Source organism: Streptomyces sp. Tu 3180, from assembly GCF_009852415.1.
GTDB lineage: Bacteria > Actinomycetota > Actinomycetes > Streptomycetales > Streptomycetaceae > Streptomyces.
The window spans coordinates 5,063,668-5,077,881 of record NZ_WOXS01000002.1; the positions used below are offsets into that span (position 1 = coordinate 5,063,668).

At 73.3% G+C, this 14,214-nt stretch carries 11 protein-coding genes and 1 riboswitch; of the genes, 6 read left to right on the plus strand and 5 right to left on the minus strand.

Annotated features, from left to right (window positions below; translation table 11 throughout):
* The first annotated feature begins 282 nt into the window (after positions 1 to 282).
* A complete protein-coding gene (locus tag GL259_RS23875) occupies positions 283 to 1,563 on the plus strand; it encodes a hypothetical protein (RefSeq protein ID WP_159535372.1) in 1,281 nt (426 codons plus the stop codon).
* A gap of 422 nt (positions 1,564 to 1,985) precedes the next feature.
* The gene (locus tag GL259_RS23880; protein WP_159535373.1) at positions 1,986 to 2,516 is read left to right on the plus strand and encodes a DoxX family protein; all 531 of its coding nucleotides are present in this window, start codon (positions 1,986 to 1,988) and stop codon (positions 2,514 to 2,516) included.
* A gap of 3 nt (positions 2,517 to 2,519) precedes the next feature.
* On the opposite strand, the gene GL259_RS23885 is transcribed toward GL259_RS23880, so the two are convergent.
* Together GL259_RS23885 and GL259_RS23890 are read right to left on the minus strand one after the other, a co-directional pair.
* Complete coding sequence (locus GL259_RS23885; RefSeq protein ID WP_159535374.1) at positions 2,520 to 2,753, minus strand: hypothetical protein; 234 nt, start codon at positions 2,751 to 2,753, stop codon at positions 2,520 to 2,522.
* Complete coding sequence (locus GL259_RS23890) at positions 2,740 to 4,221, minus strand: PspC domain-containing protein (RefSeq protein WP_159535375.1); 1,482 nt, start codon at positions 4,219 to 4,221, stop codon at positions 2,740 to 2,742. The genes GL259_RS23885 and GL259_RS23890 overlap by 14 nt, the downstream gene beginning before the upstream one ends.
* 179 nt (positions 4,222 to 4,400) lie before the next feature.
* On the opposite strand from GL259_RS23890, the gene GL259_RS23895 reads away from it, so the two are divergent.
* Complete coding sequence (locus GL259_RS23895) at positions 4,401 to 5,693, plus strand: ATP-binding protein (RefSeq protein WP_159535376.1); 1,293 nt, start codon at positions 4,401 to 4,403, stop codon at positions 5,691 to 5,693.
* Positions 5,690 to 6,433 (plus strand): response regulator transcription factor, encoded by a 744-nt coding sequence (locus GL259_RS23900; protein ID WP_159535377.1) that lies wholly within the window; start codon positions 5,690 to 5,692, stop codon positions 6,431 to 6,433. Before GL259_RS23895 ends, GL259_RS23900 begins: the two co-directional genes overlap by 4 nt.
* Before the next feature lie 12 nt (positions 6,434 to 6,445).
* On the opposite strand, the gene GL259_RS23905 is transcribed toward GL259_RS23900, so the two are convergent.
* Entirely contained in the window at positions 6,446 to 7,507 is a 1,062-nt protein-coding gene (locus tag GL259_RS23905; protein ID WP_159535378.1) for a C40 family peptidase, read from the minus strand.
* A gap of 429 nt (positions 7,508 to 7,936) precedes the next feature.
* On the opposite strand from GL259_RS23905, the gene GL259_RS23910 reads away from it, so the two are divergent.
* Positions 7,937 to 8,290 (plus strand): hypothetical protein, encoded by a 354-nt coding sequence (locus tag GL259_RS23910; RefSeq protein WP_159535379.1) that lies wholly within the window; start codon positions 7,937 to 7,939, stop codon positions 8,288 to 8,290.
* A 64-nt stretch (positions 8,291 to 8,354) separates the two neighbouring features.
* Here GL259_RS23910 and GL259_RS23915 read toward each other — a convergent pair whose 3' ends face one another.
* Positions 8,355 to 9,542 (minus strand): C40 family peptidase, encoded by a 1,188-nt coding sequence (locus GL259_RS23915; RefSeq protein ID WP_159535380.1) that lies wholly within the window; start codon positions 9,540 to 9,542, stop codon positions 8,355 to 8,357.
* A gap of 7 nt (positions 9,543 to 9,549) precedes the next feature.
* Positions 9,550 to 9,707: riboswitch (cyclic di-AMP (ydaO/yuaA leader) on the minus strand.
* A gap of 287 nt (positions 9,708 to 9,994) precedes the next feature.
* Here GL259_RS23915 and pcrA point away from each other — a divergent pair.
* A complete protein-coding gene (gene pcrA, locus GL259_RS23920; RefSeq protein WP_159535381.1) occupies positions 9,995 to 12,502 on the plus strand; it encodes a DNA helicase PcrA in 2,508 nt (835 codons plus the stop codon).
* A gap of 57 nt (positions 12,503 to 12,559) precedes the next feature.
* On the opposite strand, the gene GL259_RS23925 is transcribed toward pcrA, so the two are convergent.
* Positions 12,560 to 14,131, minus strand: a complete 1,572-nt coding sequence (locus GL259_RS23925) for a M23 family metallopeptidase (RefSeq protein WP_159535382.1) — start codon at positions 14,129 to 14,131, stop codon at positions 12,560 to 12,562.
* Positions 14,132 to 14,214 lie beyond the last annotated feature (83 nt).

The window sequence follows — 14,214 nt, forward strand, 5'->3', positions numbered from 1 at the left end:
GGTCCGGATCCGGTCCGGGCCGGATCCGGTCCGGACCGGGTGCCGTCGAAGGCCCGGGTCCCGTCGCGCTGGATCACCTCGGCCGCAGGGGAGTTCGCGCGGCCGGGTCAACACGGCGCGTCGAAGTTCACCCGTCCGACCGGACCTGCCGAACGGGGAGGGCGTGGCGTAGGGCACAATTCGCTCTCGTCGCGGGGGAGTTGTCGGAGTGCGGGTGTGCGTCAGCGGGCGTGCGCGTGGTTGTGGTCCTGGTCGGGTGTGCGGGGAAGGCGGGCTTCGGGCGTGGCGGTGCAGGAGGCGAGACGGGACGGCGCGGACGCGGTCCCGCACGAGGGCGGCTGCACCTGCGGGGACTGCCCGCACGGGGCGCGTGAGGGGCATCGGCGCGCGGTCGCCGCGTTCCTGCTGAAGCGGGACGAGTTCGCGGCCGGGCAGGGGCTCCCGGCCGCGGTGGCCCACTCGGCCTCCGCCTCGCGGCAGTGGGTCTCGGAGGAGTTGGCGCAGGCCGCGGAGGCCGTCGCCGAGCGCGGGCGGGCCGAGGGCGCGGCATGGCTGGCCCTCCTGTGGCGTCGGACCGCTGTCGTGGTGTGGGCGGGGGTCGTGCTGCTGCTCCTCGGACAGTCGCTCACGGCGATCGGCGCGGGGTGGACCACCGCGCGTACCGCGGGGCTGACGGCCGCGCTGGTCGTCGCGGGCGCGCTGACCGCGGCGTCGTGGTTCCACCGGACGCGCGGTGGGGTGCTCGCGCCGGTGATCGGGGAGGACAACCGCCTCTCCACGTCCCGCGCGGTGGCCGCCGCCTGGGTGCTGTTCCTGGCGTACGCGGTGCTGGTCCTGGTGGGGCGGCTGGCGGCGGCCTCCGGGCACCGTGAGCGCGACGCGCTGATCGCCGGGTTCGACCTCGCCCGGGGCGCGGGGGTGGTGACCGTCCTCGCCGTGGTGTGCGGGATCGCCGTGCTGGTGCGGCGGGTGGTCGGACTGCGGGTGCTGGGGCAGCGGCTGCAGAAGGTGCGCGCGGACCGTCCCCGGGCGGCGGACCTGCTGACCGACGACGCGGGGCGGGGGACGTTCGCCGACATCCAGTACGTCGTGATCAGCGCCGTCGCCCTGGCGTTCGCGGCGGTGCGGCTCGCCCGGCGGCCCGACCGGTTGCCGGATCTGCCGTGGGGGCTCGCGGTGGTGGTGCTCGTGTCGGCGGCGACGTACCTCGCGGGGAAGTACGCGGAGGGCGGACGGCCGGTGATCCTGTCGGTGGTGCGGGCGCGGGAGGCCGGCGACCTGGACGCGCCGATCCGGACCGGCGACGACATCGAGATCCGCGGGGCGGGGTTCGTGCCGGCGGGTGCGCAGGGGGCCGATCGGCTGGCGCGGATGGTCGTCCGGGTGGGGGCGGTGAACGTGCAGGTGCCGCTGGTGCCGGTGACGGGCGGGTTCGCCAACCCGACGGACGCGTCGCTGACGGTGCCGGTACCGGCGGAGGTGGAGCCGGGGCGGGTGGAGGTGCAGGTCGTGACGGCTGCGGGGGTGGAGACGAACCGGTACGTGATCGACGTGACGGAGTAGACGTGCGTCCGCGGGCGCCTGCCTGCGGGTGCCTGTGGGCGCCTGTGGTCGTCTGCGGCGTGTGTGCGGGTGCGGGTTCAGGTCCGGGTGCGGGTGCGGCCCGCGTCGGAGGTGCCCGTCCTCGGTCCGCCACGGAGTCGGTCACCCGGCGGGGCCCGGCCGTGGACGCGCCGGCCGCCGCGGATGGACACCCCTGCCCCGTCCTTCTTCCCGCCGAGGGCGGCCCCGCCATGGGGGCCGCGCTGCGGGCCGCCCCGCCGCGGACGGCCGCCGGAAGCCTGCTGTCGTCGTCGGTCTCCCGCCGTGCGCGGCTACCGGACGGTCGAGAAAAAACCGTTCATCAGGATTGAGCCGGGGTCGAATGTCGTACGTATCGTCTGACGAGGCGGTCTCGGCATGGTGGTGAGAGGCGGCAGGCGGCGATGACCCAAGGTACGCGTACGGACACGTACAGCCCCCACTTCGACGGCGACAGGGACTGGCGGGACCTCGCGACCCGGTATGCCCTGGTACCTCTGCGGATCTTCCTGGGCCTCACCTTCCTGTACGCCGGCCTGGACAAGCTCACCGACAGCGCGTTCATGAAGGAGGCCGGGGCCGGGTCCGTCGGCGACATGATGCGTGCCGTCCGTGATTCGTCCGCCGTTCCCGCGCTGGTCGACATGGCGCTGGAGAGCCCCGTGGCGTTCGGTTACGCCATCGCCCTCGGGGAACTGGCCGTCGGGATCGGGACCCTGCTCGGACTGTTCACCCGTCTGGCCGCCCTCGGTGGTGCGCTGATCTCCCTCAGCCTGTGGCTGACCGTGAGCTGGGCCTCCGATCCCTACTACTACGGGAACGACCTCCCCTACCTCATGGCCTGGACCCCGCTCGTGCTGGCGGGTGCTCCGCTGCTGTCCGTGGACGCGGCCCTTCGCGCGCGGAGGCGGCGGCGCACGGGGGCGTACCGGTAGGGGTCAGGCCGTGGTGTCCGAGACGGTGTCCCGGGGGCGTCGAGCCCGGCGCCGGCGTACCCGGCCCGCCAGCAGGGCCACCGCGCCGGCCAGGCACAGGCCGCCCGTGACGACGGGGATCATGACGAACCAGGGGGTCTCCCAGGCGCCGCCCGCGTCACCGGCGTAGAGCACGGCGGCGAGGGTGAGGAAGACGCCCGCGACCAGCCTGCCGGGCTGGAACTCATGACGCAGCACGGCTCACCTCCGCCTGTCCCGCGCCGACCTGGAGGTCCAGGTCGAGCGTGCCCGCCCTCTCGACGCCCGCGGGCGGATCCAGGGTCAGCTCCTTGTGCTTGCCCGGTGCCACGTCCACGTCCTTCTTCCCGTCGCCGGGCAACTGGATGTCGCCGACTCCCACCTCGATGCTCAGCCTCACGGTCACGTCCTCGGGGACGATCACATGGATCCGGCCCAGACCGACGTCCGCGCGGGTGGACACGGTCTCCCCCGCGGGCACCCGTATGCCGGACAGGTCCAGGGTGCCGGTGCCGGTGCCCACGTCGTAGGCCGGGCGTATCTGCGCGGCCGAGGCGGGCTCCCAGGTCGTGCGCATCCACTCGGTGCCGATGTCCTTGGGTATCGCGGCCGAGCCGGCCAGCAGACCCGCCGTGACGACCGCCAGGACGATGGATCCGGCCCCGGTGCGGCCCAGGAACGCGCTGATCGCCACACCGATGCCGAACACGGCGAGCGCGCAGGCCAGGCCGGTCTGCAGGCTGGTGCCGAGGGGGTGCTCGTCCCAGGCCAGGCGGGTGCCGAGGCCGCCCGCGAGGAGGGCGAGCAGGAAGATCCAGCCGCCGATCCAGCGGGGGCCGCGCGGTCTGGGCGGTCGACGGTCCGGGGCGTGTGCGTCGTCGCGGACGCCGGCACGGGTGCCGAGGCCGATGGTGACGGCGGCCGCCACGTCCGCGTCGCGGGAGTCCCGGGGCCCCCACAGATAACCCGTGCCGCCGACGTGGGTGCCGTCCTTGACGATGGGGTCGCGCCACCAGGAGGGGAAGGCGGTGGGCGCCGGCGGGGCCTGGGGCTCCGGCGGGGCGTCCGCGGCGGCCTGGGCGGCGATGGGGTCGGGGCCGGGGGCGCCGCGCCGCCGGGACCAGTAGCCGGCGCCGGCGAGCAGCAGGGAGAGTATGACGGCGAAACTCAGCACGCCGCCGTTGTTCAGCATCGTGAGGAAGACACCGCAGCCGACCAGCGCGAACAGCACGGCCGTCAGCGTGTGGCCGTCGACCCGGCCGGTCAGCAGCCTGCGGATCTCGTTCTCCTCCTCCTCGTCGTCGTAGGGCACGAGGAGCCAGGCGAAGCCGTAGAAGATGAGGCCGACGCCGCCGGTGGCGGAGAGCACCGCGAGGGTGATCCGGAAGATCACCGGGTCCATGTCGCACTGCCGGCCGAGCCCGGCGCAGACCCCGCCGAGCAGCTTGTGCCGGCGGTCGCGCCGGAAGAGGTGGGGAGGTTCGGCCGCGGCCTCCTCGGCCGGGTCCCGTGGTGCGGTCCCTCCTTCCCTCTCGCGCGCGCCCGCGTGCTCGTGCGCGCGCTCGTGGGCCGCGGCGCCGCGTGCCGGGCCCGCGCCCGGCGCGGCGTCCTCCGGCGCGGTGCCCGGAGCCGGGCGCGGGCCGGAGCCGGGTCCCGGACCCGGTGCGGCGTGCTGGTGATCGGTCATGTGTCCATGGTGACGGGCGAACCGCCGCGGCGGCAGTCGGTACGACCCTGGCCGGACCCTGATATCGCCCCTGAGGCCGGGACCGGGAGCTGTTCGACGCAGCCGGGCCGCGGAGATCAGGGGAGTCTCCGGGACGGACCCTGATGCCCCGGTAGTCCGGGCGTGTGACCATCGTTGGCATGTCGGAAGCCGCAGCAGCGCCCCTCGCCGAGCCGCGGCCGCCGCGCAAGCTCTACCGCAGCAGTGACGGACGCTGGCTCGGTGGTGTGGCGCGGGGGCTCGCCGGACACCTCGGGCTGCCCGTGATCTGGGTACGGCTCGTCTTCGTCGGTCTGTTCATGGCCGACGGCCTCGGCGCGCTGCTGTACGCCGCGTTCTGGTTCTTCGTACCGCTCGGCGTCGGCGGCGTGGACGCGCAGAAACCGCCCTCGCTGGTCACCGCCGAGACCTCGCCGGACGGCCGGCGCAGACTCGTCACCCGCAGACCGGACAAGGGACAGATCGTCGCCCTGCTCCTCATGGTCGTCGTGGCCATGATCTTCGTGGGCAGCGTGGACCTCACCAACGGGACCAGGGCCTACCTCTGGCCGACCGTGCTCGTCGGCGCGGGCGTGGCCCTGGTCTGGCGGCAGGCGGACAACGCCCGCCGGGCCCGCTGGGCCGAGGTCGGCCGGCGCCGGCGCACGGTCACCCTGCTGCGGGCCGTCGCCGGCGTGCTGCTGGTGACCGCGGGGGTCTCGGGCATCTTCGTCCTGCAGGGCTCCGGTGCCCACCTCGGCTCCCTGCTGCAGGCGGCCCTGGCGGTCCTCGTCGGTGTCACGCTCCTCGCCGGCCCCTATCTCGTGCGCATGACCCAGGACCTGTCCGAGGAGCGCCTGATGCGCATCCGCGCCCAGGAGCGGGCGGAGGTCGCCGCCCACGTCCACGACTCGGTGCTGCACACCCTCACCCTGATCCAGCGCAACGCGGACAACGCGGGCGAGGTGCGCCGCCTCGCCCGCGCCCAGGAGCGCGACCTGCGCGCCTGGCTCTACAAGCCCGAGGGCACCGGCAAGGACGAGGACGACGAGCCCGCCACCCTCGCCGAGGCCGTGAAGCGCAGCGCAGCCGAGGTCGAGGACAAGCACGGTGTCCCCATCGAGGTCGTCGTCGTCGGCGACTGCCCGCTCGACGAGAGGATCGGCGCGCAGATGCAGGCCGCGCGCGAGGCGATGGTGAACGCCGCCAAGTACGGTGGCGAGGGGGGTGCCGTTCAGGTCTACGCCGAAGTCGAGGGAAAGACGGTGTTCGTGTCCGTCCGGGACCGCGGCCCCGGCTTCGACCTCGATTCGATACCCGCCGACCGCATGGGTGTCAGAGAATCGATCATCGGCCGCATGGAGCGCAACGGCGGCACGGCGCGGCTGCGTGCGGTGCCGGACGGCGGCACGGAGGTCGAGCTGGAGATGGAGAGGGCGGAGAAGACGTCATGAGCGAGCCGACCGAGGCGAACGCAGGGGCGGGACCGGCACGGGCGGCCGGGGCCGCGGAGTCGGCCGGCGGCGCCGGCGGACGTCGTGTGCGCGTCGTCCTCGTCGACGACCACCGCATGTTCCGCACGGGCGTGCAGGCCGAGATCGGGCGGACCGAGGAGACGGGCGTCGAGGTGGTCGGCGAGGCCGCGGACGTCGACCAGGCGGTCACGGTCATCACCGCGACCCGGCCCGAGGTGGTCCTCCTCGACGTGCACCTGCCCGGTGGCGGCGGCGTCGAAGTGCTGCGCCGCTGTGCGCCGTTGATGGGGGACACCGAGCGGCCGGTGCGTTTCCTGGCCCTGTCGGTGTCGGACGCGGCGGAGGACGTGATCGGGGTGATCCGGGGCGGTGCCCGCGGGTACGTGACGAAGACGATCACCGGGACCGACCTGATCGACTCGATCTTCCGGGTCCAGGAGGGCGACGCCGTCTTCTCCCCGCGCCTGGCCGGCTTCGTCCTCGACGCCTTCGCCTCGACCGACGCCCCGCCGGTCGACGAGGACCTCGACCGTCTCACCCAGCGCGAGCGCGAGGTGCTGCGGCTGATCGCCCGCGGGTACGCCTACAAGGAGATCGCCAAGCAGCTGTTCATCTCCGTGAAGACGGTCGAGTCCCACGTCTCGGCGGTGCTGCGCAAGCTCCAGCTGTCCAACCGGCACGAACTGACCCGCTGGGCGACGGCGCGCCGGCTCGTGTGACGGGCGGACGCCTCAAGTCACCCGCGTCGCGCCCGCGAACGGCATCTCGTCGATCGGGGCCAGGCGCACCGGGGCCGACGGGTTCGGGGCGTGGATCATGCGGCCGTCACCGACGTAGATGCCGACGTGACTGATGCCGGAGTAGAAGAACACCAGGTCACCGGGGAGGAGTTCCGAGCGGGAGACGCGGCGGCCCGCGGCGATCTGCGCGTAGGTCGTGCGGGGCAGGGAGATACCGGCGGAGCGGTAGGCGGCCTGGACGAGGCCCGAGCAGTCGAAGGCGTTGGGGCCGCTCGCGCCCCAGACGTAAGGGCTGCCGATCTTCTGGTGGGCGTAGGAGACGGCCCTCGCCGCGCGGGGGCCGGGTGCCCGGGGAGGAGCGGATCCGGGGGCCGCCGGGCCGTTCCGGTCGCCCGTCGAGGAGCGTGCGGCGCGGTCCGTCCCGTCGGTGAGCGCCGCGCGTTGCGCGGGTGTCAGCCGGGACCACAGGTCGCGCGCGGCGTCCAGCTTTCCGGTGATCGTCTTCCGGTGCCGTTTCAGTTCGGCCTGCCGGGAGGCCAGGGACGCCAGCTCGACGCGCGCGGCCCCGCGCAGCCGCTCGATCTCCCGGAGCTGGGCCCGGGCGCGCCCCACCGCCGCGCTCTGGCGGCTGCCCGCGCGTTCGGCGAACGCGGCACGGTCCAGGTAGCCGTCGGGGTCGGAGGAGAGGAGGAGCTGCAGGGACGGATCGAGGCCGCCGCCGCGGTACTGCGCCGCCGCCACCGAACCCAGCGCCTGGCGGGCCGTGTTGAGCCGCTCCTGCCTGCGGGCCGCCTCGTCCTGCAGAGCGTGCAGCCGCTGCCCGGCCGACCGGGCCTTCTCCCGCGCGCCGTTGTACTTCTCGGTGGCGACCTCCGCCTCCCGGTACAGCTTGTCCACCTCGGCCTTGACCCGGCCCGGTGCCGGCTGCGGCTCGGCGTGTGCCGCTCCGCCGAGTCCGGTCGCGGTGGCCGCGCCGGCGAGGGCGACGGCGGCGGCCGCGCGGGCCGTGGCGCCGCCCGCCGGGCGCGGCCTGGACTTGCGGTGCGCTGCCACCCGGGATCCCGTCCTCTCCGACGACCGCCTGGTCCGTGCCCGCGGCCACCGTGCGGGGACGGTGCCGGTCCGGCGGCGTACGGGGGAGCAGTCCACCGCCGGACCTTCTCGGCACGGGTGTCCGGTCGCCGCCCCCGGTCCGGGCGGCGGTGGGAGCCGGTCACCTGGTCGAGGACGCTAGACCCGGCCGTGCGGCCCCGGTGACGGGTTGTGCGGAAGTGGCGCGAGCGGACCGCCGGGTGACCGTAAGTGACCGCTTTCCCCTCCCGGCGCCGTTCCCTTCACGCAGAGCGATGACCGATGTGCCGAACACGGGAAGGGGGAGGGGCCGTGGTGCTATGCGGTGCGCGCGGAGGGCGGGCCGCCGTTGCGGCGGGCCCGCCGGGCCGGTGTCGGAGGGGCCGGCGGGCCTGGTTAGGCTCCGGCCTCATGGACGTACTCCTCCACCTCTTCGTCGGTCTGCACATCATCGGCATCGCGTCGCTGCTCGGTGGCTTCCTCACCCAGATGAAGGCGATGGGCGAGGGCACCGCCCGGTTCACCCCGGCGATGCTGCACGGCGCGCTGACGATGCTGGTCACCGGCGTGGTCCTGGTCGGCCTCAACCAGGCCCAGGACTACTCCGTGAACAACATCAAGATCGGGGTGAAGCTGGCCCTGCTGATCGTGATCCTCGGCCTGGTCTACGTGAAGCGGGACGAGGAGAAGGTGGACAAGGGCCTGTTCGGCCTCGTCGGGCTGCTGACCACGGCGAACGTCTTCATCGCCGTGCTGTGGACCTGACCCCGTCCCCCGCGGGCACGCCGCGTGCCGGCGGTGAGCACCGCGCGGCGTGCCCCGCCGCGTCTCAGGCCGGGCGCACCACGCTGTGGATCGAGGACTCGCCGTCGTAGTAGACCGACTCCTCGCGGACGTAGGTGCCGGGCTTGGGGGCGTGGATCATCTTGCCGTTGCCGATGTAGATGCCCACGTGGGTGACGTCGTCGTAGAAGAAGACGAGGTCGCCGGGTTGCGCCTGGGACACGGGGACCGTCGTGCCGGCGTCCACCTGGTCGTAGGTGGTGCGGGGGAGGGTGACGCCGGCGGCCTTCCAGGCGGCCTGGGTGAGGCCGGAGCAGTCGTAGGAGCCGGGGCCGGTGGCGCCCCAGACGTACGGCTTGCCGATCTGCGCGCGGGCGAAGGCCAGGGCCTTCTCGGCCTTGGCGGCGTACGAGGAGTCGGCCGACGAGGCGGGCGGGGCGGTCGAACCGGTGGACTCCGTCGTGCCGGACGCGTCCGGGGCGCCGCTCTCCTGCCGGGCCTCCTCCTCCTCCTGGGCCCGCTGCTGCTCCGCCTGCTGCCGGGCCAGTTCGGCGGCCTTGCGGGCGGCCTCCTCCTGCTTCTTCTTCTCGATCGCCGCGAGCCGCGCCTTCTCCTCGGCGGTCAGCTCCGACAGCAGCTCGCGCGCGTCCGCGAGCTTCTTCTGGACGGTCGCCTTGGCCGCCTTCAGGTCGCCCTGCGACTCGGTCAGCGTCCGGAGGCTCTCGGTGGCCTCCCGGCGCTTCTCCATCGTCGCGGACTGCTGCGTGACGTAGTCGTCGACCGCCTCCTTCTGGCGGCCGGTCATCCGGTCCATCAGCTGGCTGCGGTCGAAGAAGTCCTGCGGTGAGTCCGCGAGCAGGAAGGTCGCGGTGTCGGGGACGCCGGCGCCGGTCCGGTACTGGGCGGCGGCGAAGGTGCCCAGCTCCTCCCGCGCCTCGTTGAGCTTCTGGGTGCGCTCGGCCACGTCGTCGAGGAGGGTGTCGACGCGCTTGCGCTGCTTGGCGGTCTTCTCCTTGGCCGCGTTGTACTTCTCGGTCGCCGACTCCGCCTGGCGGTAGAGGTCGTCGACCTTCTTCTCGACCTCCTCCAGACTCGGCCTGCCGTCGTCCGAGGGCGCGGCGTTCGCCGTCTGGGACAGCAGGGCCACGGAGGTCAGGGCCGCCGTGGCGAGGGCGGGGGTCCGTATGCCGGCCACGCGCGTGCCGGGGGTGCGCGACTTGCGGTGCGACGCCAAGGGAGGCGACTCCTTCCAGTGGTCCGCCTACCGGGTTAGCTGTCGGGTTCGGGCGGGTGGATCGGAAGGGTTGCCCTACGGCCGCTCCGCGAGGGAGTGGGCCGATTCACCCCAAGGTCTCGGTTGGGTCCCCGGCTCCGGCCGCCGCGGCGGCGGTGACGGACTCGGCGGAGGCCGCGCGGCCCGGCGAGGTTCGCCGGTGGGGGTCGAGCGGCCCGCCCGCACCGTAGCCAACTCGTGCGGCACCTGTGAAGGTTGATGGGTGATATGCCCGATACATTTTCGTGACCTCGGGTGTCGCGTCACCCAGGGTGATGCGGCGATGTCGGCGGGTGTGCGGGGACGCGCGGGGTGCGACGGCCGGGGCGGGGCGCCGCGCGGACCGTGGAATCCCGGGGATGTTCTCCGGGTGGCCGCGGGCTGTCGGTGAAGCGCCCTAGACTCGGAGAGCGATGAGCAGCCTCTTTGACGAAAGCTTCCTGGCGGACCTCCAGGCCCGGCAGGGCCCCGCGGACGAGCCCCCGCCGCCGCCCGAGGACGACCACGTGCCGGAGCCGATCCCGGACGACCTGTTCGGCGGGAAGTTCGACGTGCCGCCGGAGCGGGACACCTACTACCGCGACGGCGCCCCACGCCCGGTGATCGACCCCGCCGCCCTCCTGGAGGGGCTGAACGACAACCAGCGCGCCGCCGTCGCGCACTCCGGCTCCCCGCTGCTCATCGTGGCCGGCGCCGGTTCCGGCAAGACCCGTGTGCTCACGCACCGCATCGCGTACCTGCTCGCCGAGCGGGGCGTCCACCCCGGCCAGATCCTCGCGATCACCTTCACCAACAAGGCCGCCGGCGAGATGAAGGAGCGCGTCGAGCAGCTCGTCGGGCCGCGCGCGAACGCGATGTGGGTGATGACCTTCCACAGCGCGTGCGTGCGCATCCTGCGCCGCGAGAGCAAGAAGCTCGGCTTCACGTCGTCGTTCTCGATCTACGACGCCGCCGACTCCAAGCGGCTGATGGCCCTGGTCTGCCGCGACCTGGACCTCGACCCCAAGCGCTTCCCGCCGAAGTCCTTCAGCGCGAAGATCAGCAACCTGAAGAACGAGCTGATCGACGAGGAGGACTTCGCCGCCCAGGCCGCGGACGGTTTCGAGAAGACCCTCGCCCAGGCCTACGCCCTGTACCAGTCGCGGCTGCGCGAGGCGAACGCCCTCGACTTCGACGACCTGATCATGACGACGGTCAACCTGCTCCGCGCCTTCCCGGACGTCGCCGAGCACTACCGCCGCCGTTTCCGCCACGTCCTGGTCGACGAGTACCAGGACACCAACCACGCCCAGTACGCCCTGGTCAGGGAGCTCGTCGGAACCTCCGAGCAGCCCGGCGGGGCGTCGCCGGAGGCCGAGGTCCCGCCCGCCGAGCTGTGCGTGGTGGGCGACGCCGACCAGTCGATCTACGCCTTCCGCGGCGCGACGATCCGCAACATCCTCCAGTTCGAGGAGGACTACCCGGACGCGACGACGATCCTGCTCGAGCAGAACTACCGCTCCACGCAGACCATCCTGAGCGCGGCCAACGCCGTCATCGAGCGCAACGAGTCCCGCCGCCCGAAGAACCTGTGGACCAACGCCGGCACCGGCGCGCGGATCACCGGATACGTCGCAGACACCGAGCACGACGAGGCGCAGTTCGTCGCCGACGAGATAGACCGCCTCACGGACGCGGGCCAGGCCAAGGCGGGCGACGTCGCGGTCTTCTACCGGACCAACGCCCAGTCCCGCGTCTTCGAAGAGGTCTTCATCCGCGTCGGCCTCCCCTACAAGGTCGTCGGCGGCGTCCGCTTCTACGAGCGCAAGGAGGTCCGGGACGTCCTGGCCTACCTGCGGGTGCTCGCCAATCCCGAGGACTCGGTGCCGCTGCGCCGCATCCTCAACGTCCCCAAGCGGGGCATCGGCGACCGCGCGGAGGCCATGATCGACGCCCTCGCCCAGCGCGAGAGGATCAGCTTCTCGCAGGCGCTGAGGCGCGTCGACGAGGCGTACGGCATGGCCGCGCGGTCGGTGAACGCCGTGAAGCGGTTCAACACGCTGATGGAGGACCTCCGTACGATCGCCGAGTCCGGCGCGGGCCCGGCCACCGTCCTGGAGGCGATCCTCGAGCGCACCGGCTACCTCGCCGAGCTGCAGGCCTCCACCGACCCGCAGGACGAGACCCGGATCGAGAACCTGCAGGAACTCGCGGCCGTCGCCCTGGAGTTCGAGCAGGAGCGCGGCGAGGGGGCGGCGGCACCGGGGGCCGGCGCCCCGGGCGGCACCCTGGCCGAGTTCCTGGAGCAGGTCGCGCTGGTCGCCGACTCCGACCAGATCCCCGACGAGGACGAGGACGGCTCCGGCGTCATCACCCTGATGACCCTGCACACCGCCAAGGGCCTGGAGTTCCCGGTCGTCTTCCTCACCGGCATGGAGGACGGCGTCTTCCCGCACATGCGCGCCCTCGGCCAGACCAAGGAGCTGGAGGAGGAGCGGCGCCTGGCGTACGTCGGCATCACGCGCGCGCGTGAGCGGCTGTACCTCACCCGCTCGACGATGCGCAGCGCGTGGGGACAGCCGTCGTACAACCCGCCCTCGCGCTTCCTGGAGGAGATCCCGGCCGCGCACATGGAGTGGAAGCGGACGGGGGGCGGCTCATCCGCGCCCGCCGGGCCGGTCTCCGGGGTGGCGGCCTCGCTGTCGTCCTCCCGCTCCCGCTCGTCGGCGGCGGGCGCCTCCGGCTTCGCCACCCGCCGGGCCGCGGAGCAGCAGTCCGCCGTGTCGCTGGCGGTCGGGGACCGGGTCACGCACGACCAGTTCGGTCTCGGCACCGTGGTCGCGGTGAAGGGCACGGGCGCGAACGCGGAGGCGACCATCGACTTCGGGGACGCCAAGCCGAAGCGGCTGCTGCTGCGGTACGCGCCGGTGGAGAAGCTGTAGGAACCACGCAGGAGCCCCGCCGGTGCGGCGGGGCTCCCCGGTCCGGCCGGGCCGGTGCTACGACGGGTTGAGGCCGTGGCTGCGCAGCCACGCGAGCGGGTCGATCGTGGAGCCGCCGCCGGGCCGCACCTCGAAGTGCAGGTGCGGTCCGGTCGACTTCCCCGAATTGCCGGAGAACGCGATCGGGTCGCCGGCCTTCACGGTCGTACCCGGAGCGACCCGGTAGCTGGAGAGGTGGCAGTACCACGTCTCCGTGCCGTCCTTCGCGGTCACGATCATCATGTTGCCGTACGAGACGTTGAACTGGGTGCGCACCGTACCGTCGGTCGCGGCCATCACGGTCGAGCCGTACGGCACGGGGAAGTCGATGCCGGTGTGCACGGACATCCAGTTGGTGCCGGACTGGCCGTAGTAGGCGCTGAGGCCGTGCTGCGCGACCGGGAGCGCGAACTTCGGGCGCAACCGCTCCTTGCGGGCCGCCTCCTCCGCCGCCCGCCTCCGCTCGGCCTCCTGCTGGGCCCTGAGGTCGATGCGCTCCTGGGTGCGGCTGGCCCGGTCGGCGAAGTCGTCCGCCCCGGCGGCCAGGCTCTCGAGCTGGGTGTCCAGCTCGATGTTGGCGACGGACGGTTTCACCGGCTGCGCGTCCGCGGCGGTGGTCGCCGTCTCCCCGCCGTCGTCGGTCAGGTTGCCGACGGAGGCGGCGGCGATCCCCGCGACACCCATCACGCACGCGGAGGGCACGGCCACCGTCAGCAGCGCGGAGCGCTTGGGGGGCGTGCGGCGGCGGGAACGGGACCCGCCGCGTGAGGCCGCGCGCGGCGACGGGACGGGAACGACCTCCTCCTGCTCCTCGAGCAGGTGCACCGCCGGCAGTTCGCCCGTGCCGTCCGGGTCGCCCTGGGCGGGGTCGTCGTGGGGGTCCTGTGCGTGGGAGTCCTGTTCCTCCGGGGCCGGGGAGCCGGAGTTTTGGGAGGGGAAGGCCGGGGACGACCGGGGGTCCTCGTACTGCTCGAACGTGGCGGTGGCCTGCTGGTCGAAGGACTCGCCCTGCTGCCCGTAGGCGTCGGTCGCCGGGGCGGTGCCGCCGTCGGAATTCCACTGCGTGGCGTCGTAGGCGCCGGTGTCGAAGGCCTGGGTGCCCCAGTCCCAGTGCTGGGTCTGGTCGACGGGGTTCCCGGACTGGTCGGGCTGGAGCCAGGCACCCGCGTCCCACTGACCGCTGACGTCGGGTGCGGTGCCCTGCTGGGGGATCGGCGGCACGTGCTGCTGACCGGTGGTCCACGCCGTCGCGTCGTAGGCGCCGGTGTCGTAGCCGGTGTGCTGCTGGGCCGCGTACGCGTCGTACTGCGCGGTGTCGTGGCCGCCCGCGGACCAGTGCGCGGTGTCGTACGCCCCCGTGTCGTGGCCGCCGCCCGGGAGGTCGCCGAAGAGGGGGTCGGTGGCGAAGCCCGCGAAGGTGTGGCCGCCGGTGCCGAAGCCGGTGGGGGCGGAACCGGCGGCGTCGTGGCCGCCGTACGAGGTGAAGTCGCCGTACTGGGCTTCCTGGGTGCCGTACGACGCGTAGTGCGCCGAGGCGGCGTCGGAAGCCGGGGCCGGGGCCATGGTCCCCGACGGGTGACGGTCGTTCACCAACTTCTCTTTCGCCTCGACAACAGGGGCTGCCAGAGCAGTGCGGCGACTGTACCCGGCGGTACGCGGGCACGACAATCTTC